A 20,019-nucleotide genomic window follows, 5' to 3' on the forward strand; every position below is an offset into this window, starting at 1 on the left:
CGGAACGCGTATCTGACGCGCTTTCGGTTCGCGTGACCGGACTAGTTCGCCGTCGTCACGACGAGGCGTTCAGGCGCGAGCACGCCCTCACCCTGTTTTGCGACGCCCAGCAGACGCCCTTGCGCGGCGTAGACCCTCACGCGCTGCGCATTCGCCGCTTCGCCGCTCAGACTCAGTTCGGAAAGCTTCAGCCGTTGACCGTGCAAAAAGCGCCGCGTTGCATCTTCGTCCAGATACACCGATGGGAACGTCGACAGCAAGGCGTCGACCGGCTGCAACCACGCGTCACGCTCGCTTTCCGTTGCATCCGAAAGCGCGTCGAGCGTCACCGCATGCTCAAGCGTCAGCGCGCCGACGCCGGTGCGCCGCAGGGCAACCAGATGAGCCCCACAACCCAACGCCTCGCCGATGTCCTCTGCCAGCGTACGCACATACGTGCCTTTGCTACAAGTGACGCGGAACGTCACATCGGGCAGCGCGCAAGCGAGCAACTGGAGCGAGTGAATCGTCACCTGGCGCCCTTCCCGCTCGACTGTCTGCCCGGCCCGCGCGTATTCGTAGAGCGGCTTGCCGTCGCGCTTGAGCGCCGAGTACATCGGCGGTACCTGAACGATTTCGCCGACAAATGCCGGCAGCGCCGCAAGAACCGCCGCCTCGTCGCACGTCACCGCGCGCGTGTCGACCGGCTCCCCTTCGGCGTCGCCAGTGGTGGTGCGAACGCCGAGACGCATGGTGGCCTCGTAGGTTTTGTCGGCCTCGAGCAGATCTTGCGAAAACTTGGTGGCCTCGCCAAAACACAGCGGCAGCAGGCCGGTCGCGAGTGGATCCAGCGTGCCGGTATGTCCGGCCTTTTTAGCCAGGTAAAGGCGCTTCGCGCGAATCAGTGCGTCGTTGCTGGACAGGCCGAGCGGCTTGTCCAGCAGCAGCACGCCGTCGAGCGCGCGGCGCGGCACGCGGGGGCGTTGAGGTGCGGTCATGTGGGAAGACGGGTTTCTATGGAATCCGGAACAGCATATTGCGCCTTGACGACCCAAGCCTTGCCGCACGCAGCGTGGCGCGGCTCGGGATGCGTGCGCCGACTGCGCTTAGTCGTCTTTCGCGCGATTGGCGTTCGCCTCGTCAATCAGACGGGACATTTCAACGGCGCGCTCGATCGTCTGGTCGTAATGGAAATGCAGCGTCGGCACCGTGTGAATATGCAGGCGCTTGAACAGCTGATTATGCAGATGACCCGCCGCATGCGTGAGCGCCGCGAGCGTCTGTTGAGGGTCGCCCGTCAACGTCGTGAAATAGACCTTAGCGTGTGCGTAGTCCGGCGTCAGTTCGACGCTCTGAATCGTGACGATGCCGATGCGCGGATCCTTGACCTCGCGCAGCAATTCCGACAGATCGCGCTGGATCTGATCAGCGATCTGCACGTTGCGATTGGGTGAAGAACGTTTTTTAGGCATGGTGTTGTGTGATCCGTTTTGGCGGATGCAAAAAATTGGTTCGCGGCCGCGAAACTGGAAAAATCGCGGCATTCGCGCGGCGCGACGGCCGCGGACAGGCGAAACGGCGGCTCCAAAAAACAACGGGCGGAGTGGGCGTTGATGCCCGCTCCGCCCCTTGGAACCGTGCCGCGTGACTTACAGCGTACGCGCGACTTCGGTGACCTCGAAGACTTCGAACTGGTCGCCTTCGACGATGTCGTTGAAGTTCTTGATCGACATACCGCACTCGAAGCCCTGGCGGACTTCCTTCACGTCGTCCTTGAAACGCTTGAGCGAATCCAGCTCGCCCGTGAAGATGACGACGTTGTTGCGCAGCACGCGCACCGACGACGAGCGCTTGACGTAGCCGTCCGTGACCATACAGCCGGCCACCGCGCCGATCTTCGGCACCTTGAAGACCTGACGCACTTCGACCGTCCCGGTGACGACTTCGCGTTTCTCCGGAGCCAGCATGCCGGACATCGCGGCCTTCACCTCATCCACTGCATCGTAAATGATGTTGTAGTAGCGAATGTCGACACCGTTGGCTTCCGCCAGCTTGCGAGCCTGCGCGTCTGCACGGGTGTTGAAGCCGATGATGACCGCCTTCGAAGCCGTTGCCAGGTTGACGTCGGACTCGCTGATCCCGCCCACGGCGCCGTGCACGATCTGCACGCGCACTTCGTCGGTGGAAAGCTTGAGCAGCGACTGCACCAACGCTTCCTGCGAACCTTGCACGTCGGCCTTGACGATGAGCGGCATGTACGCCACTTCGCCTTCGCCCATCTGCTCCAGCATGTTCTCGAGCTTCGCGGCCTGCTGCTTGGCCAGCTTGACGTCGCGGAACTTGCCTTGACGGAACAGCGCCACTTCACGCGCCTTGCGGTCGTCCGGCATGACGATGACTTCTTCGCCCGCCTGCGGGACTTCCGACAGACCCTGGATTTCGACCGGGATCGACGGACCGGCGGACTTGGTCGGCTTGCCGGTTTCGTCGAGCATGGCTCGCACACGACCGTAAGCGCTACCTGCCAGCACCACGTCACCGCGGTTCAACGTACCCGACTGGACGAGGATCGTTGCAACAGGACCCTTACCCTTGTCGAGCTTCGCTTCGATAACCAGACCCTTGGCCGGGGCTTCGACCGGTGCCTTCAGTTCCAGCACTTCGGCCTGGAGCAACACGTTTTCCAGCAGGTCGTCGATGCCCGCGCCGGTCTTGGCCGACACCGACACGAACGGCGAATCGCCACCGTATTCTTCCGGCACGACGCCTTCTGCGACGAGTTCCTGCTTGACGCGGTCCGGATTCGCATCCGGCTTGTCGATCTTGTTGATCGCGACGACGAGCGGCACGCCGCCTGCCTTCGCGTGGGCGATCGCTTCCTTCGTTTGCGGCATCACGCCGTCGTCGGCGGCGACCACCAGAATGACGATGTCCGTTGCCTTTGCACCGCGGGCACGCATGGCCGTGAAGGCCTCGTGGCCCGGCGTGTCGAGGAACGTGATCACGCCACGCGGCGTTTCGACGTGGTAAGCGCCGATGTGCTGCGTAATGCCGCCGGCTTCGCCCGCTGCAACCTTCGCGCGGCGGATGTAGTCGAGCAGCGAGGTCTTGCCGTGGTCGACGTGACCCATGACCGTGACGACCGGCGGACGCGGCAATGCTTCGGCATCCGACACTTCGCCTTCAACCAGCATGGCTTCCGGATCGTCCAGCTTGGCCGCAACCGCGTGATGGCCCAGTTCTTCGACGATGATCATCGCCGTTTCCTGGTCCAGCATCTGGTTGATGGTGACCATCTGGCCGAGCTTCATCATCGACTTGATGACTTCAGACGCCTTCACTGCCATCTTGTGCGCCAGATCGGCCACGGTGATGGTTTCCGGCACGTGCACTTCACGCACGATCGGTTCGGTCGGCGCCTGGAACGTAGTGTTCTGGTCCTGATGCTTGCCGCGACCCTTCGGGCCGCCGCGCCAGCCGCGGTCGACGCCGCCGCTCGTATCGCCGCGCGTCTTGATTCCACGGCGCTTGGCTGCGTCGTCCTGCCAGCCGCCCTTGCCGCCCGGCTTCTTCTTGTCGCCAACGGACGGCGTGGTCGTGGCGGCCGGAGCCGCGGCAGCCGGCTTCCTGGCAGCCGGACGTGCCGGCGCTTCGCCAGCCGGACGCGCCGGTTTGTGCAGCGTGCCCTTGGCTTCAGCGGCCTTGGCCGGCTCTGCGGGCTTCGGTGCCGGTTCCGGCGCCTTGACCTGCGCCTTGCGCGGCGTGTTCATCATTTCGCGAATCGCGCGCGCTTCGGCTTCGGCCGCCGCGCGGCGCTTGGCGATTTCTTCCTGCTCGGCGCGCGCCTTTTCCGCAGCTTGACGTGCTGCATCTTCCGCCTTCTTGGCGGCTTCGCGTTGCGCCGCGCGCTCCGCAGCGGCTCGCTCGTCGTCCTGCTCGGTGTCTTTCGCGACGACCGGCTCCGCCGGTTTGGCAGGCGCCGTTTGGACCTTCGCAACTTGCGGTGCCGGCTGCGCCTTCTCGCGAGCTGCCGCCTCGGCCGCAGCCGCTGCGCGCTTCTTCGCTGCCTCTTCTTCGGCGCGACGGCGCTCGGCTTCGGCAGCCTGCTCGCGTGCCTGGCGCTCGGCCTCTTCGCGTTCGAGCTGCTCCTGACGCGCCTTCAGTTCCTGAGCCTGCTGCTCGAGCAACTCGGCTGCGTGACGCGCTTCTTCTTCACGACGCTGAAGTTCCAGATCGTCAACTTCGGCGGCCTCGGCCACATGATTCGATGCATCTCCGCCATCAGCGGAGGTTTCGTCGCGGCGGACGAAAGTGCGCTTCTTGCGCACCTCGACCTGAATGGTGCGAGCTTTGCCCGTCGCATCGGACTGCTTGATCTCCGACGTATGCCGTTTCGTCAGCGTGATCTTGCGCTTGTCTGCATCAGTCGAGCCGTGAGACTTGCGCAAGTGGTCGAGCAGACGCGCCTTGTCCGTTTCGGACAAGGAGTCGGCTTCGCTCGCTTTTGTGACGCCTGCCGCCTGCAGCTGCTCGAGCAGCACGCCTGCAGGCATTTTCAGTTCCGCGGCAAATTGGGCTACGTTGTTACTCGCCATTCATTCCTCTTAATGCAAGGACCGATTCCTTGCGGTTAGCATCGGGTCATGCGGCCTGACGGCCGCGTTCAATTTAGTGCGCCATGGTCATTTCTCACTGGAACCAATGTTCACGTGCTTTCATGATCAACGCCTTAGCGGCATCCTCTTCCATTCCGGTCATCTCGACCAGTTCATCTACAGCCAGCTCGGCGAGTTCATCGCGCGTCTGGATCTGATGTTCGGCCAGCTTCGCGAGCAGGTCGGCGTCCATACCGTCCAGGCTCTTCAGGTCGAGCGCTACATTTTCGACCTTTTCTTCATTCGCGATTGCCATCGTCAACAGCGCGTCGCGCGAGCGGTTACGCAGTTCGTGGACGGTGTCTTCGTCGAACGCTTCGATTTCGAGCATTTCGTTGAGCGGCACATAGGCAATCTCTTCGAGGCTCGTGAAGCCTTCGTCGATCAGGATGTCGGCAACTTCCTCGTCGACATCGAGACGCGCCATGAACAGGTCACGCAAAACGCCACGTTCCTGATTCTGCTTTTGTGCAGATTCGTCCGGCGTCATGATGTTGATCTGCCAGCCGGTGAGTTCGCTGGCAAGACGCACGTTCTGGCCGCTGCGGCCGATCGCGACCGCCAGTTCGTTTTCGTCCACGACGACGTCCATCGAATGCTTTTCTTCGTCGACGACGATCGATTGGACGGCTGCCGGCGCGAGCGCGCCGATCACGAACTGAGCGGGATCCTCCGACCATAGCACGATGTCGACGTTTTCGCCACCGAGCTCGTTACGCACGGCCTGCACTCGCGAACCGCGAATACCGACGCAGGTGCCGATCGGATCGATGCGCTTGTCATAAGCGACCACACCGATCTTCGCGCGCACGCCTGGATCACGCGCCGCCGCCTTGATTTCGAGAAGGCCCTGTTCGATTTCCGGCACTTCCATCTCGAACAGCTTCATCAGGAATTCGGGCGCCGTACGCGACAGTTCGATCTGCGGACCGCGGGCGGTGCGATCGACCTTGGCAATATAGGCGCGCACGCGGTCGCCCACGCGCAGGTTTTCCTTCGGGATCAGCTGGTCACGGCGCAGCAGTGCTTCCACACGGCCGGTTTCGACGATGAAGTTGCCCTTGTCGAGACGCTTCACCGAGCCGGTCATGATGTGCTCGCCGCGCTCGAGGAAGTCGTTCAGGATCTGTTCACGCTCAGCGTCGCGCACCTTCTGCAGGATCACCTGCTTGGCTGCCTGCGCGCCGATACGGCCGAATTCGATCGACGGCACCGGTTCTTCGATGTATTCGTCGAGCTGGATTTCGGGCTTCTGCTCGCGTGCTTCGAACAGCAGGATTTCCTGATCGGGCTCTTGCAGACCGGCTTCGTCAGGCACCACTTTCCAGCGACGAAACGTTTCGTGCTCGCCGCTTTCACGGTCGATATGGACGCGAATATCCGCGTCTTCGTCGAAGAGTTTCTTGGAGGCCGAAGCGAGGGCCGCTTCGAGCGCGGCAAATACCACGTCTTTATCGACGTTCTTCTCGCGTGCCAGCGCATCCACCAGCATCAACACTTCGCGACTCATTGTTTGCGGCTCCTAAAGTCAACTTTCGGAACGAGGCGTGCTTTGTCCATGTCCGCGAGCGTGAAATCGAGCATCGCGGCGCCTTCCTTCCCTTCAAATTCCAGACCGATGGTCTCGCCTTGCGGAGCATGCAAAATACCCCGGTACGATTTCCGTCCGTCCAATGGCTTTTTCAATGTGATTACCACTTCGCTGCCTGCGAAGCGTTCAAAATCCGCCAGTTTTTTCAGCGGACGGTCGAGCCCCGGCGACGATACTTCGAGCCGCTCATAATCGATATTTTCGACCGTCAGTACGTGCTGGAGCTGACGCGTGACTTTCTCGCAGTCTTCGATCGCGATGCCGGCCGGCTGGTCGATATAAATACACAGCATGCCGCGCCCGGTGCGCTCGAGATCGACGAGCTCGTAGCCGAGTCCCACGACCGTGGTTTCAATCAGTTCCGTCAGTTGCACAGTGCCCTCTTAGATGTTCGCGCAGCGAGCCTGCCGCTTGTTCTGCAAACAACCAATGCGGGCCGCGCGCCTGGCCGGCGCACGTTCGTGCTACCCGAGATGACGAACCACGATGAACTGAGCGGCAAAAAAAAATGGGCTAAACGCCCATCATCTTATTACCGGTGGTCGCACCTGAGCCGCACATGAAAAGCCGCACGCCCAGCGACTTCGCGATTGTAGCCATTTTTCAGGACAAACGCAAACCACAGAACGCCGTGCCAAGCGCATTTCCGCCTGATTTCATGGGGATCTTTGGACGATATGGCGACGCCTCGCGACTTTTGCAAGCTGGGGCGAGACAACCTGCCCCTACTTCCGCCTGCACAGCCTGCGTGCGTCACGTGTCCAAGCGTTTCCAGGCAACGGAAGACGTACACCGAGTCATGACGGCGAGCGTTGCATATCGTTGTAACGCATGCGCAACGCCAGCCGATGCCTCGCGATTACCGTCCGCGCGAACGGCCGCGAGGCGCGCCGCCACCTCGGTTAGCACCGCCCGGGCTGGCGTTGCCGCCACCCGCGCGGTTGCCGCCGCCTGAATTCGGGCGATTGCCGCCCGGCGCCCGATTGCCGCCGCCGGGATTCGGGCCGTTGCCGCCGGCGCGCTTGCCGACGCCCGCAGCCCGATTGCCGCCGCCGGAAGGCGCGCGATTACCGTCGACGTCACGGCCGCCCCGCGCACCACCGGCACCACCGGCACCACCCGCGCCGCCGCCCGGACCGCCGAAGCCACCAGCGCCACGACCAGCACCGCGATTGCCGTAACCGCCGCCGAAACCCGCCCCCGCGCCGCCGCCAAAGCCGCCGCCCGCCGCACCACGTCGGCCCTGACCGCGCGGCTGTTGTTCAAAGCGGCTATGCGACATCAGCACCGGTTCGCGGCTGATGAAGCCCATCGACGTCTGCATCGGATCGGGCTGCTTGCGCTCCGGCGCGGAGCCGCGGCTACCGCGCTCCTCGCTCGGCGCCTTGAGTCCCACCGACGCCATCAGCGCACGCACCTGGTTGTCTTCGAGTTCTTCCCAACGGCCGCGCTTCAAGCCCTTCGGCAGCGAAATCGGGCCATGGCGCGTACGGATCAGGCGGCTGACCATCAGCCCCGCAGCCTCGAACATACGACGCACTTCGCGATTACGCCCTTCAGCAAGCGCAACGTGATACCAGTGATTCGTGCCTTCGCCGCCGCCATCGCGGATACGCAGGAAGTTGGCCGGACCGTCTTCGAGTTCGACGCCGTGCAGCAGCTTCTGACGCATGCCTTCGGCGAGCTCGCCGACCACGCGCACCGCATACTCACGCTCGACGCTGTAGCGCGGGTGCATGAAGCGGTTCGCGAGATCGCCCGAAGTGGTCAGCATCAGCAGACCTTCGGTATTGAAGTCGAGGCGGCCGACTGCGAGCCACTTGGCGGTCTTCATGGGGGGCAGCTTGTCGAACACCGACGGCCGGCCTTCCGGATCGGCGTGACTCACGATCTCGCCGGTCGGCTTGTGATACAGCAGCACGCGCGGCGGCTTGTTGGCGAGCTTGCGCTTGACCGGCTTGCCGTTGATGCGCACCTGATCGGTCGGCATGATGCGCTGGCCAATGTGAGCCGGCTCGCCGTTGACCGACACACGGCCCGCGACGATCAACTCTTCCATATCGCGTCGCGAACCCATGCCGGCTTCAGCCAGCACCTTGTGGAGCTTCGGCGCGTCGTCGTCGGCAGCGAGCACGCGCTTGGGCGCGGCCGGCTTGCCACCGCGCAGCATGGGTGCGCGTACGCCGCCCGTCGTGCTGTTGTCGGCGTCGAATGCCGGCGACGTCACATACGAGAACAAGTCGTCCTGAGTCGCGTCGGCCGCTGCCGTCGGGGCTTCGCCGCCTCGACGGTTCTGGCGCTGACCGCCTGCACGCGGCTGGCGTTCGCGCTGACCTTCGCGCTGACCTTCGCGAGCAGCGGTCTCGCGGGTGCCGCCTTCGCGAGGCGCGCCTTCGCGCTGGCCTTCGCGTTTCTGACCGCCCGCATTGCGGCGCGGCCCTTGACCTTTCGCACCCGCCTCTTTACGCGGCATGCGCACCTTCGCCACGACTTCGCCGTCCGGCGGAGCCTCGGCGACGACCGGCGCGGCCTGCCCAGGCGCGCCTTCCGCGGCCTTCGTCTTGGCCCCGGCGCGGCGCCGGGCGATCAGGCTGCGCGGTCCGCGACGCAGGCCGCGGCGCGGACGGTCCTCGCCGTCTGCTTCCGTGGTCTGCGCCGGGCGCTCGCCCTCGCCTGCCGACGCTTGCGTGGTGCGCGTTTCGTCAGCGCGCGCCGACGGCACGGCGCGCTCGGATTCGGACGAATCGGTGTCGTGGGTATGTGTCAAAACAACCTCAAAATGTCAGGTCGCGCGCGCCCATTGCGGGCGCGGCAAAAAAAGTTCGGTTACGTCAAGCGCTGCGCGACTCGGGTTCGTCGTCGGTCAGAATGCCTGCGTCCTGTGCAGCATCGCGACGATCTTCCTGATCGCCGCGCGCCGCCGTGGTCGAGTTCGGTTCGGCGGCGTGCTCCTTATCGCGGAGTACGCCCGAACCGTGCGCGGGTATTGCCGGATCGGCCTGGGAGACCGGATCTTGATTCACTTCAGACTCTGCGACGCCGGGTAGCGGTGCAACGTTTGCCGCTTCGGTGGGCGTCGGCGTAGCCGCCTCGCCAGGTTTGCCCGGTTCGCCCGCCGTTTCAGGCGCTGCCTTTAATTCGGGTGAGACGTGGTCAACGCTCTCGTGGCTGTCGACGCTCGCGGTTCTCTCAGCCGCCGCTTCCAGCCGCTCAGCGGGCTCCAGCTGCACGCCATCGACATGCTGCGCTTCGTGTGCCTCACCCTCGTGTGTCTCACCCTTTTCCGCAGCGATTTCCGTTCCTGCCGCCTGCTCAGCGTCGCTTGGTGCTTCTGCGCCGGTTGCCTCAGGCTGTTCGAGCGCGATGTGCTCGCTCGCTTCGTTCGACGCCGGTGTCTCCGCGGATTCGACGTCGGAAAACTCGATTGCATGCTGGCCCAGCAGATCCGCATTCAGTTGCGCCGACGGGTCGGCGAGCGGTGGCAACTCGTCTAGCGCCCGCAGACCGAGGTCGTCGAGGAACTGGCGCGTTGTCGCGTACAGCGCGGGACGTCCCGGCACGTCGCGATGCCCGATCACCTCGATCCAGCCACGGTCTTCGAGCTGCTTCACGACCTGCGTGTTCACCGTGACGCCGCGAATCTCTTCGATGTCGCCGCGCGTAACCGGTTGCCTGTACGCAATGATCGCGAGCGTTTCGAGCACCGCGCGCGAGTATTTCGGCGGTTTCTCGGGATGCAAACGATCCAGATACGAACGCATCGCGGGCTTGCTTTGAAACCGCCAGCCCGACGCCAGCCCGACCAACTCCACACCGCGCCCCGACCAATCCTGTTTCAGGTCTTCGAGCAAAGTCCTAACGGTGTCTGCCGACACGCCGTCGGCAAAGAGCTTGCGCAAATCGCCGAGTTTTAACGGCTCCTGCGCGCAGATCAAGGCTGTCTCGAGGACGATCTTCGCCTCTTGGGTATTCATGCAGCTAGGTCAGACCCTGTGGTCAAAGAACCGGATCAAACAGACGATGTGGAACTGAAGACGCGCTCGCCCGATTCTGATCGGTCATATTGATGGGAGCACGCACCGGGGGGAGGCGAAACAGACTATCGAGCCAAACCCAGCCGGACGGAGCAGCGATATTCCGGACAGGAATCGCGTGACTGAGCGCCATATTACGCAAAAACAATCGGTGCGTAAAGCCGAACCCAAGGACAAAATGCCCGCCGCATCGGCGCGTAATGCGTGAGCCGGCGCCTGCCTGCGCAACGCGCCTGCATTTGCCGGAGTGGGCTTGCCGTCGAGGTTCTTCCGCGCGCCACGCGCAGACTACGACGTTCGATGCAATGCCAGAAACTGCTTCAGGCGCTCGACGCCGGCGTCGAGCCGCGCCACGTCGCACGCGTAGCACCAGCGCAGGAACCCCTCGCCCTGCGGACCGAATGCGCTGCCCGGCGCGAGCCCCAAGCCCACTTCCCGCACCATGGCTTTGCAGAGTTCCAGACTGCGCGAGGCGCCCGTCATCGAGAAAAAGAGATACATGGCGCCGGCGGGCGCCTTGACGTCGATGCCGGGTACGGACGACAACGCCCGCACGAGATGGTCGCGCGACGCCTTCAATTCGCGCACCAGTTCCTGCGTGAAACGCTCGCCCTGCTCGACTGCAACGATTCCCGCCTGCTGCACGAAAGCCGGCGCGCACGACGTGTTGTACTCCACCAGCTTGCCCAGATCGTCCATCAGGCTGACCGGTGCGACGATCCAGCCGAGCCGCCAGCCGGTCATCAGCCACGCCTTTGAAAACGAGTTCACGCAGATCACGCGCTCGTCGCGCGTGGCGAGATCGAGAAACGACGGTGCGGTGCGGGCGCCCACTACGCTTTCGCCATCGTCGGAATGGTCTGGATAATAGAGACGCTCGTAGACCTCGTCCGCGACGATCCAGATACCGTGCTGTCGGCAATGTGCGAGCACCGCCTGCTGCTGCTCACGGGTCATCACCCAGCCGGTCGGGTTGTTCGGCGAGTTGACGAGCAGCATGCGGGTGTCGGGCGTAAGCGCTGCCAGCAATTGCTCCACGTCGAGCTGCCAGCCATGTTCGCCGTAGTCGAGCGAGACTGTTTCGACATGCGCGCCGAGAATTTTCGGAATTTCGACGAGATTCGGCCACAGCGGCGTGACGGCAACCACACGGTCACCCGCGCCTACCACCAGTTGCGCCGCGAGCATCAGCGCGTTCACGCCCGCGCTCGTCACGGCGATATGGTCCAGCGTCGTCTTGCCGTGAAGTTCGCTCACGTAGTCCGCGAGCGCCGAGCGCAGCGGCGCAATGCCGAGATTGTGCGTGTAGAACGTCGCGCCCGCGGACAGCGCGGCGCTTGCGGCGTCGCGGATAAAGGCCGGCGTCACGCGGTCGGATTCTCCGAACCAGAAAGGCAGCACGTCGGCGACGCCAAAGCCGGCGTTGGCCACTTCGCGGATCTGCGAGGGACGCAGCGCGCGCACCGCATCGCGCGCGTTAGGGAGGGATGGCACGGAGAATTCCGATTCGCTCATCGAGGCTTCCAGGTGATGTCGAGATAGAAAAATGGCTAAGCAAAGGGCTAAGCGTCAACGGGAATGTCAGATATAGCGCTCGGGGCGGGCACAACCGGCAGCGAGCGCAGACGGGAGTTTAGCCTGGCGTCCAGCGTCCAGACGCCGAGCCACGCACACGCCGCGGGCACGGAGCCACGAAGGCGACGGTCAGGAGCATCCGACATTCGTGCCGCCGCAAGCCCCGAAAGGGTGCTGTCCATTGATCGAATCAGGTCAGATCCTCGGCCCGCGCCGGTAATTCGCGGATCAGATCCCATACTGCCTCAGCTGCCGGCGACAGCGAGCGATCGCGACGCCGCACCAGTTCGACCGTGCGCTCAGCCCGCGGCACCAGGGGCCGCGCGGCCAGTGCGGCGCCCGCGGGCAACGGCAACGCGAGCCACGGCAGCACGCTCACGCCAATGCCCGCCTCGACGAGCCCAAAAACCGTCGCGGAATGCCCCAGTTCCTGCACCACGTTGGCGTTCACACCGTACTCGTGCATGACGGCGTCGATGATCGGCCGGCTGCCGGACGCGTAATCGAGCATGACGAGCGGCTGGCCCTCGAGATCGGCCCAGCCTATTTCCTTCTGCCGCGCGAGCGGATGATCGTCGCGACACACGAGGCAGAAAGAGTCGGTCATGAGGGATTCGCTCAACAGATCGTCGGCGGCAAACGGACCGATGACCATGCCGAAATCCACCTCTCCGGATTTGACCTTGCGCACGACGTCGCTTTGCACGTCGTCGCGCAAGCCGAGCGCAATGTGCGGAAAGCGCTCGCTACATGACGCCAGCACGCCAGGCATCAGCCGGCAGGCAACAGTCGGACTTGCGGCCACGACGACGCGCCCACGACGCTGCTCGCCGATTTCGCGAATTTCGCGCAATGCGTCGTCCAGGTCGATCAGAAGGCGCGACACGCTCGCGACCAGATTGCCGCCCACGTCGGTGAGCTGCACCTCGCGGGTTGTCCGGTCGATCAGTTTCAGGCCGATTTCCCCTTCCAGTTCACGCACACAACGGCTCACCGCGGATTGCGTCAAGCCGATTTCATCGCCCGCGCGACTAAAGCTCTGCAGGCGCGCGACCTCGATGAAAACCCTTAGCTGGCGCAGCGTGACATTCATTTAGTCGGCTCATCAATGGCATTGTTTGATGCGCATTGTACCCGTCCGTGGCCGCCCAGCACCGCATTTCACGATGCCGCTGCAATGCAGCAATAAGGCGCAAACGCACGCGCTGCGGGCCTGGCTGCACAAGATTGGTGATTGTCCCGATTTGCGAGATGGGTTTTTTGGATTCTCATACGGCCCTAGCTAGCGCCCGCGCTGGCCCGCTGTCACGGGGCTTTCAGGCGGTTGGACTCAACTTGGCACACATCCTGCATTTACATGCTCACAGGGTCGGCGCCATGACTTCTGACTGCATAGCAGACCGTGGCAAACCCGACCCCCTTGGCACTCGCCTATCGAGTGCGTGGAGAGTGCGCGGCGCGGGGCAGCGCACCGGAGTTAGCTTCGCTGAGGTGAAACATGATGCTGTTCGACGATTTGAGAGACAACGAGTGGGCGCTGGTCGAGGCGTTGTTCTGTGCGGAGCCTGCACGGAGCGAGCGTCGCGGTCGACCGCGCGTCGAAGCGCGCGCCGTCGTCAACGCCGTGCTGTGGGTGCTGTCGACAGGCGAAGGCTGGTCCAAACTGCCGGGCCGCTATCCGTCGCCGCCGACCTGCCGCCGCCGTTTCGACGAGTGGCAAGCCGATGGTACGCTCGCCGAAATAGTTAAGCGACTGGGCACGAGCGGACGCGAAATCTCGCTGCGCGGACGCATTGGCGCGACCGCGGCGAAGCCGCCGGCACCGCCGAGCCGTGACCGTCTGCGCGGCGCATTCTGGACCAATCCGGAATCGTGGCGCGCGCCGGTCAAGATGGCTTAAGCGAAATCGTCTGTCTCCGGGCGCCTGCGGGCGCCCGAAGCATATCTGGAACCGCCCGGCGACTGCCCGGCGGGTTTCTTCGACGGCCTCGGTTCGGCGGCTTAATTCGACGGTAGCGCTTCGGACGGTTTGCGTTCCGATAGCTTCGTTGCGGGGACTTCGGTTCCGACGGCTTCATTGCCGGCAGGCTGACTGCCGACATTGCATTTAGGACGGCTGTTCGAGCCGGCCTGGTACCACGGCTTCACTTCGCGGCGTCGCTCGACTCCGCGTTTCAGCGACTCCCCCTGCCGACCGTTTTCGCACGCCTCTTCACGGCAGCTGCGACAGGCTCCCCATCCCTTGGCAAAACACTAACGCGACGAGCGAGCTTCCGCTGCCGTTGCGACCACCTGTTCGACTCCGCCTGCGCCTGCCTCAGACGTCCGAACCAACGCGAGAGTTGCGGATGAAACATCCATTTACCATTACTTACAGCGTGCTTTCGTCTGCGGACATACCTTATGGGTATGCAAACATGCCTGGTATGCACGGGGCTTGGACGGGAGCTCAGCATGAAACCAATGTCACTGCTTTTGTGCGGCATTGTGCTTTCATCAATGGCCGCATCGACGCTCGCGCAAGAACGCCCGCAAGGTTGGAATTGGCGCCCTGATCGAACGGCTTCGATGGAGGCATGGCAGCAAAGCGCTGCGCGTAGCCGCGAGTTCACGCCGCCCACGCCGCGGGGCGACTTGCGCGGCGATATCGCGAGCAACGTGCGCGCGCGGCCTGAAGCGCCGCACGGCGAGCCGTCGCGCCGCCGTTAGGTCGCGGCGTGCGCAGCGCGCCAGCGAGCGCACAAGTGAAAGCGAAAGCGCCGCGAATGGACAGCGAATATCCGGGAACCACGGCTCGCGTCACCGGTCTGACTTAACGCCATTAGCACAGCGTGGCAGCAGTAATTCCGGTACGCCCGTATCTTCGTGATACGGGCTTTTTTTTGCTCGCGCCGGATCTGCGCTTGCAAGCCGGATGGGTTGAGGATTCAAGGAAGACGTGACAGGTCTCCGTCCGCGTGGCGGCCGGAGACCGGAAGCATAGGAGGCCGACTAGAGCGTGTAGCCGCGCAGGCCAGCAAGCCATTCGGTCAACAGGGACGTTCTGGCCATGAAGGATCGTAGAGGCTGCTCCAGCTGCGCTGAACAGCTACGTGCGAGCTTCGAGCGGCATCGGTGAACGGCTCTCCACTGCAGCAAGAACGTAGTCGTTCATGCGCTGCGCGGTCCAGGTGAGAAGGCCCTCGTCGTGTGAGAGCCGGGCGAATTCTGCGCGGCCTCGCTCTGTGAGGACGGCAATGTCGACAGGGGCATGAAAGCCCGGCGCCGGCGCGACAGTGCGCTGCCGAACTGTGTCCATGAGGCCTAGCGCGCGAAGATATTGGAAGACGCCGGGCCGTCTGGCCCATGGCACCTGGCGATATTGCGCTCGCCGCAGCGCTTCGAGTACCGCTTCGTTGGAATACGTGGTCATCTCACTTCTTTCTTAAAGTGCAGCTATGACACATCTATGCCAACACGTCACCGCGCCACCAGTGACGCGCCTGGCACCCGCCCGTGGCTGGAAGCTGGCCGCAAGTGCTACGGCCGAATTCCGCCAGGTGCTGCCTTGGTCTTGATTCGGAACCCCCGTCAGAACGGCATGTTAGCGTTCTACCTGCGAGCCGACGATGCAACCGCTGCGGCGCGATAGCAGGCTCGAAGATTTAATCCCGAAAGACATACGTTACCCCATCTAAATTGATTCTATTCATTTTATTAGCGCTTTTTTTTGCAGCAATCGTGATATGGAAGCGCGCTCGACGCCCTCTCGCCTTTTGCACAATTGCCTTCTTCTGGCTGGTTTCGGCCGGGTGGCTAACAGCACCCTTACTGCGCCTCGCCCAGCCGCAGGCGCAAACCAGCACGCCCGCACAGTTCGCCCCGCGCACCGCGATCATCCTGCTCGGCGGCGGCACCGTGTACAACCGCGACAAGGTGCTCGTGCCGCCGCGAGACGTGATGACGCGCATCGACGTCAGCGCTAAGAACTACGCGGCGTGCAAGCGCGCCGCAAGCGTCTGCAGCGTGATCGTCAGCGGCGGCAATCCGCAGCGGCATCCCGCGACGGAAGCCGACACCTACCTGCCGTACCTGCTACGCGAACAGGTGCCGCGCGCGGACATCGTGCTGGAAAACCGTAGCCGGACGACCTACGAAAATGCGCGCAACGTATCCGCTATTGTCGGCCAGTCACGTTACGATTCCTTGATACTCGTCACTTCGGCGTACCACATGCCGCGTGCGATGCTCGACTTCCAGCATTTCGGCCTCTTTCCACAGCCGCTGATCTCCAGCTCGCGCCGCGCCCATCTCGGCCTGCTGCCGCGCTACTCCAACCTGGTGAACGCGGAGATCGCGCTGCATGAGCTTATCGGCATCGCGCAATATCACGTGTACAGCGCCATTGGTCTTTTCTGACGCGAGGTGCTACCCGCCGATCTGCCCCGCGACGAGAACACGCGAAGCGTCGAGCGCATATCCAGGCGCTATGCATACGCGTCAAGTAACAAGATGTAAGCCCGCGCGCTCGCGGTTACAAAGCACCCCGCTGGAGCGCATATTGCTGACTAGAATGAACTGTCCTTCCCATGGACAGACACGTACCTGGGTCCACAACCACTCTGCGGAGGTAGCAATGAAGAAAGTGTCCCTCGCGATCCTGATTTCCCTCGGTGCCGTAACCGGCGCGGCTTACGCGCAGGAAAGCGGCGTGACGATGAGCACCGACCCGGCACGGGCAGCCGACGTCGAGCAGCGCGCGCAGGAATTGCAAAATCGCCCGCAAACCATGGAAAGCGCGCCTGCACCCATGAAGCATCACAAGAGCTCGCCGCATCACAAGAAAGGCATGAAGTCCGACGCGTCGAGTTCGTAAGCGGTCGTCAGACACGCCGGCAGCCGGCGCTTTCTGGCGCACGGGGTGAGTGCACCTGCGGCCTCGCCGCGAAGGTGAAAAAGCCGAAGCCGGCACCGCCGGTTTCGGCTTTTTTATTGTCTGATGCACCGGCCGGCGCGCGATGCCCGGTATGCTAAAGTCGCGCACCGACCGGCGCCCTGCCGGAATCTAACCGTGCGCACCCTGGTGCGGAGGACAGCATGAGCAACATCCAGCTTGATATCGAATGGACCGAAGCAGCATCCCGCAAAATTGAAAAATTGATGCCGCGCGGCGGTCAGGAAGCGTTCCTTGCGCTGCCTCCCGTCGAATGCCTGCCGATGGAAGGCGACGTGCTGTTTCTCGGCCCGGACGGCAAGCAGCAACCGTTTATCGTCGCCGAGCGCCAATATCATCACGATGGCGAAGCGGACTGGACCATCATCCTGATTCTCGACGTGCCGCAAGCCACGCATTAACGTCGACGGCGAGCGTCGCTCGGGCCGGCACCGGCCCGGCAATCACTCGCCGTACGAACGTGACGCGCCCTGACAGTCTGCAGTTGCGCGGAAGACTTACAGAATCTTCGTCACAACGCGAATTTCAGCGTGTTCCACCCAGTCCGCCACTGCCGCCTTGTAGGCCGTGATGTGCGCGGATCTGGCGTGCGCGGCCAGCGCCTCCTGACTTTCCCAACGCTCGAAAAACACGAAGCGCCGCGGCTCCTGAACGTCGCGATGCAAGTCGTACTGAAGCGCGCCCTGCTCGTTGCGCGTCGGTCCGACAATACCTTCGAGCGCCTCGCGCAACTGCTCTTCATAGCCAGGTTTCGCCACTGAAATTGCGACCACCGCGATTTCCGACATCCTTTCTCTCCATCTCACGAAAAGCAGCAGCATACCCGCCGCTCGCCGGTGCTGCAGGCGACTCCGCAACGTGCACAGCGTGCGATCAAGGAACAGCCTAGGAACACCCGCGCCCGAATCGGTTCGATATGCAATAAGCATCAGGAACTGAAGTTTGGCGGGCATGCACGGCCCGCCCTGCTACCCTCGGCTCATGCAAGCTCACGAATGCCGGATGGCCGTCGGTCCGGATTGACGCGAGGCGGCACAGCCCGGAACGGCGGCGAGCCAAACCCGGCGCCGCGGCCTGCGTCATCGGCGAGTGGCCACGTCATCTCGCAGGTGGCCTGGCTCGTTCGCTCCTCTGTGACAGCCCGCACATTCATGCAATTTGCAAGCTGCTAGACTCATTTTGACCACTCCGCGGAGTTCGCATGGCTGGCACTGCTCTCAGCGTTCCAGGGTTCGTCCCACTGCGCGGTGCGGGCGTCCGCGTTGAGTATTACGTTGCGCATCCGCTGTGCGCCGAGTCTGCGTACGCACCCCGTTACCCGATTGCCGCGATGCCACCATGTCCGCTCTCTCGCCCGTATTTATGCCATCCGTCAGCGACGTCAGTCTGAGCGGCCTGCTTCCTCATCTGGTCCGGGACGAATCGGGCTGGACCGCAACGTGGCGCGCGCTCACGCTGCATAGCGTGTTTCAGCCAGTGCTGTCGGTCACGCATCAGTGCGTGGTCGGCTACGAGGCACTGCTGCGCGCATTCGATCCGGTCGGCCTGCCCGTTTCGCCCGAGGTTCTCTTTTCGGGCACCCGCTCGGCAGCCGACGCCCGCGAACTCGACCGCATCGCGCGTTGCCTGCACGTCGCCAATTTCATGGAGCAAGGCATCAGTAGCGGATGGCTGTTCCTCAATACGCGGCCGCAGGTGTTCGAGACCGGCTGGCCGCAGCGCACTTTCATCGACGAGTTGTCCGCGCACTTCGGCCTGCCGCAGGAACGTATCGTGATCGAAGTGCTCGAGCAGCCCGCCGACGACGAGTCCGCCGTCGCCAGCATGCTGGCCGCCTCGCAGCCTCGCGATTTTCTGATCGCGATCGACGACTTCGGCACCGGCTTCTCGAACTTCGACCGCGTGTGGCGCTTCCGGCCGGACATCGTCAAGCTCGACCGCTCGCTCGTTGCACGCGCCGGCAAACGCGAAGGCGACGACTCGATGATCGGCCATCTGATCGCGATGCTGCATCAGTCCGGCACGCTGGTGCTCGCCGAAGGCGTCGAAACGGACGAGGAACTGATGATCCTGATGCAGGCCGACGTCGATTTCGTCCAGGGTTTCTGGCTCGGCCAGCCCAATGGTTCGGTCGAGGCGGCCATTGCGAGAGTGCCGGCGCAGATCGAGTCGATGTGGGGCAAGTTCGCGGAGTACGAGCGCGCGCATGCGCGTCACAAGCAACTCGGCTTCGAAGGTTTCGCCGAAGCGGTCATGGCCGCCGCCGAGGCTTACCGGACGACGGGCGACCTGCAGCAGGCCGCGCACAACGTGTGGCACCTGGGCGAGGCGCGCCGGGTGTTCATCACCGACGAGCACGGTCAGCAGACCCAGGCATCCGTCACCGCCGCCTTCGTACCGCCGCCGCCCCAGCGGCTCGCACCGATCGCGAGCAGCGCTTGCAGCAACTGGTCGCGGCGCGCCTATCTCAAGCACGCGCTGGCCGCACGCGGACGCGTCGCGATGATGGGTCCGCACTACTCGCTCGCGGACGGCGAAGACTGCTATACCGCGGCGCTCGCCTTCGACCGCGACGGCAAGACGCACGTGCTGTGCGTCGACTTCGTGCCGACGATGCCGGCCGGTCCCGCAATAGGGTTGCGCGCGGGCGGACGGCCTCGTTAGTCGTCCACGCGGCTGCGGCCCGATTTGATCTCGCTGCGCCTTAGCTTGCTCTCGAGACGCCGTACATTCGATGCGCGTGTCGGCCGCGTCGCAACGCGCGGCTTGCGCGTCACGCTGACGCTTTCCACGAGTTCATCGAGCCGCGCGAGCGCCGCCGCCCGATTCAGTTCCTGAGTCCGGTGTTCCTGCGCCTTGATGACCACCACGCCCTCACGCGTGATCCTGCGATCGGATAACGCGAGCAGGCGCATCTTGAGCACTTCGGGCAACGACGAAGCGCGCACGTCGAAGCGCAGCTGGATCGCGCTCGACACCTTGTTGACGTTCTGACCACCCGCTCCTTGCGCACGCACTGCGGTCAGTTCGACCTCGTTCGGCGGAATGAAATAGCGGGATGTCATGACGCTAGATTGAAGAAAACACTCAAATGTAGATGGCGGGGAGCGGCGCAACCTTTGCGCTCTGGCGCGCGCGATTCGGCCGATGCCGGGGATCTGCAGCATCGGCTAGCGCAGCCCGAACGGTGCGGCGTGAACGGACAGACGCATGTCCCGCGCCTGGCTGGCGATGCAGCAGTCGCCGGCGGGA

17 protein-coding genes and 1 pseudogene are annotated in these 20,019 nt (G+C 63.6%); 6 read left to right on the forward strand and 12 right to left on the reverse strand.

Annotated features, from left to right (window positions below):
* Positions 1-41 precede the first annotated feature (41 nt).
* From truB to J2W46_RS25235, 9 genes are all read right to left on the reverse strand, one after another.
* Complete coding sequence (gene truB, locus J2W46_RS25195) at positions 42-977, reverse strand: tRNA pseudouridine(55) synthase TruB (RefSeq protein WP_310357179.1); 936 nt, start codon at positions 975-977, stop codon at positions 42-44.
* A 108-nt stretch (positions 978-1,085) separates the two neighbouring features.
* Positions 1,086-1,451 (reverse strand): 30S ribosome-binding factor RbfA, encoded by a 366-nt coding sequence (rbfA, locus tag J2W46_RS25200; RefSeq protein ID WP_027777275.1) that lies wholly within the window; start codon positions 1,449-1,451, stop codon positions 1,086-1,088.
* Between the two features lie 177 nt (positions 1,452-1,628).
* Positions 1,629-4,574 carry a translation initiation factor IF-2 gene (gene infB / locus J2W46_RS25205; RefSeq protein WP_310064978.1) on the reverse strand — a complete coding sequence of 982 codons (2,946 nt, stop codon included), beginning with the start codon at positions 4,572-4,574 and terminating at the stop codon, positions 1,629-1,631.
* Positions 4,575-4,668: 94 nt separating this feature from the next.
* Positions 4,669-6,144, reverse strand: coding sequence for a transcription termination factor NusA (gene nusA / locus J2W46_RS25210; RefSeq protein WP_020070115.1), 1,476 nt, complete (start codon positions 6,142-6,144; stop codon positions 4,669-4,671).
* A complete protein-coding gene (gene rimP, locus J2W46_RS25215) occupies positions 6,141-6,599 on the reverse strand; it encodes a ribosome maturation factor RimP (RefSeq protein WP_007182297.1) in 459 nt (152 codons plus the stop codon). The genes nusA and rimP overlap by 4 nt, the downstream gene beginning before the upstream one ends.
* Positions 6,600-7,084: 485 nt before the next feature.
* Complete coding sequence (gene rluB / locus J2W46_RS25220; RefSeq protein WP_310357181.1) at positions 7,085-8,992, reverse strand: 23S rRNA pseudouridine(2605) synthase RluB; 1,908 nt, start codon at positions 8,990-8,992, stop codon at positions 7,085-7,087.
* 64 nt (positions 8,993-9,056) lie between these two features.
* Positions 9,057-10,199, reverse strand: coding sequence for an SMC-Scp complex subunit ScpB (scpB, locus tag J2W46_RS25225; protein ID WP_310357184.1), 1,143 nt, complete (start codon positions 10,197-10,199; stop codon positions 9,057-9,059).
* 348 nt (positions 10,200-10,547) lie between these two features.
* A complete protein-coding gene (locus J2W46_RS25230; protein WP_310357187.1) occupies positions 10,548-11,774 on the reverse strand; it encodes a pyridoxal phosphate-dependent aminotransferase in 1,227 nt (408 codons plus the stop codon).
* Between the two features lie 250 nt (positions 11,775-12,024).
* Positions 12,025-12,927, reverse strand: coding sequence for a LysR family transcriptional regulator (locus J2W46_RS25235; RefSeq protein ID WP_310357192.1), 903 nt, complete (start codon positions 12,925-12,927; stop codon positions 12,025-12,027).
* Between the two features lie 408 nt (positions 12,928-13,335).
* On the opposite strand from J2W46_RS25235, the pseudogene J2W46_RS25240 reads away from it, so the two are divergent.
* Together J2W46_RS25240 and J2W46_RS25245 are read left to right on the forward strand one after the other, a co-directional pair.
* Positions 13,336-13,731: pseudogene (locus J2W46_RS25240) on the forward strand (transposase); the annotation flags it as partial.
* 557 nt (positions 13,732-14,288) lie between these two features.
* The gene (locus J2W46_RS25245) at positions 14,289-14,543 is read left to right on the forward strand and encodes a hypothetical protein (RefSeq protein WP_027777281.1); all 255 of its coding nucleotides are present in this window, start codon (positions 14,289-14,291) and stop codon (positions 14,541-14,543) included.
* A 379-nt stretch (positions 14,544-14,922) separates the two neighbouring features.
* Here J2W46_RS25245 and J2W46_RS25250 read toward each other — a convergent pair whose 3' ends face one another.
* Positions 14,923-15,246, reverse strand: a complete 324-nt coding sequence (locus tag J2W46_RS25250; protein WP_027777282.1) for a hypothetical protein — start codon at positions 15,244-15,246, stop codon at positions 14,923-14,925.
* Positions 15,247-15,554: 308 nt separating this feature from the next.
* Here J2W46_RS25250 and J2W46_RS25255 point away from each other — a divergent pair, with 308 nt between their 5' ends.
* From J2W46_RS25255 to J2W46_RS25265, 3 genes are all read left to right on the forward strand, one after another.
* Positions 15,555-16,232 carry a YdcF family protein gene (locus J2W46_RS25255; protein WP_042318584.1) on the forward strand — a complete coding sequence of 226 codons (678 nt, stop codon included), beginning with the start codon at positions 15,555-15,557 and terminating at the stop codon, positions 16,230-16,232.
* Positions 16,233-16,449: 217 nt separating this feature from the next.
* Positions 16,450-16,689 carry a hypothetical protein gene (locus J2W46_RS25260; RefSeq protein WP_020070107.1) on the forward strand — a complete coding sequence of 80 codons (240 nt, stop codon included), beginning with the start codon at positions 16,450-16,452 and terminating at the stop codon, positions 16,687-16,689.
* 221 nt (positions 16,690-16,910) lie between these two features.
* Positions 16,911-17,168 (forward strand): hypothetical protein, encoded by a 258-nt coding sequence (locus J2W46_RS25265; protein ID WP_006052974.1) that lies wholly within the window; start codon positions 16,911-16,913, stop codon positions 17,166-17,168.
* 96 nt (positions 17,169-17,264) lie between these two features.
* Here the strand turns inward: J2W46_RS25265 and J2W46_RS25270 are convergent, their stop codons facing one another.
* Complete coding sequence (locus J2W46_RS25270; RefSeq protein ID WP_020070105.1) at positions 17,265-17,555, reverse strand: putative quinol monooxygenase; 291 nt, start codon at positions 17,553-17,555, stop codon at positions 17,265-17,267.
* A 550-nt stretch (positions 17,556-18,105) separates the two neighbouring features.
* Between J2W46_RS25270 and J2W46_RS25275 the strand changes: the two genes are divergently transcribed.
* Positions 18,106-19,431 (forward strand): EAL domain-containing protein, encoded by a 1,326-nt coding sequence (locus J2W46_RS25275; RefSeq protein ID WP_020070104.1) that lies wholly within the window; start codon positions 18,106-18,108, stop codon positions 19,429-19,431.
* Here J2W46_RS25275 and arfB read toward each other — a convergent pair.
* On the reverse strand, positions 19,428-19,832 hold the full coding sequence (gene arfB / locus J2W46_RS25280) for an alternative ribosome rescue aminoacyl-tRNA hydrolase ArfB (protein WP_310357197.1): 405 nt from the start codon (positions 19,830-19,832) through the stop codon (positions 19,428-19,430). The two genes, J2W46_RS25275 and arfB, sit on opposite strands and share 4 nt — an antisense overlap.
* Between the last annotated feature and the right edge of the window lie 187 nt (positions 19,833-20,019).

It is taken from the genome of Paraburkholderia strydomiana, from assembly GCF_031456815.1.
Classification (GTDB): domain Bacteria; phylum Pseudomonadota; class Gammaproteobacteria; order Burkholderiales; family Burkholderiaceae; genus Paraburkholderia; species Paraburkholderia caledonica.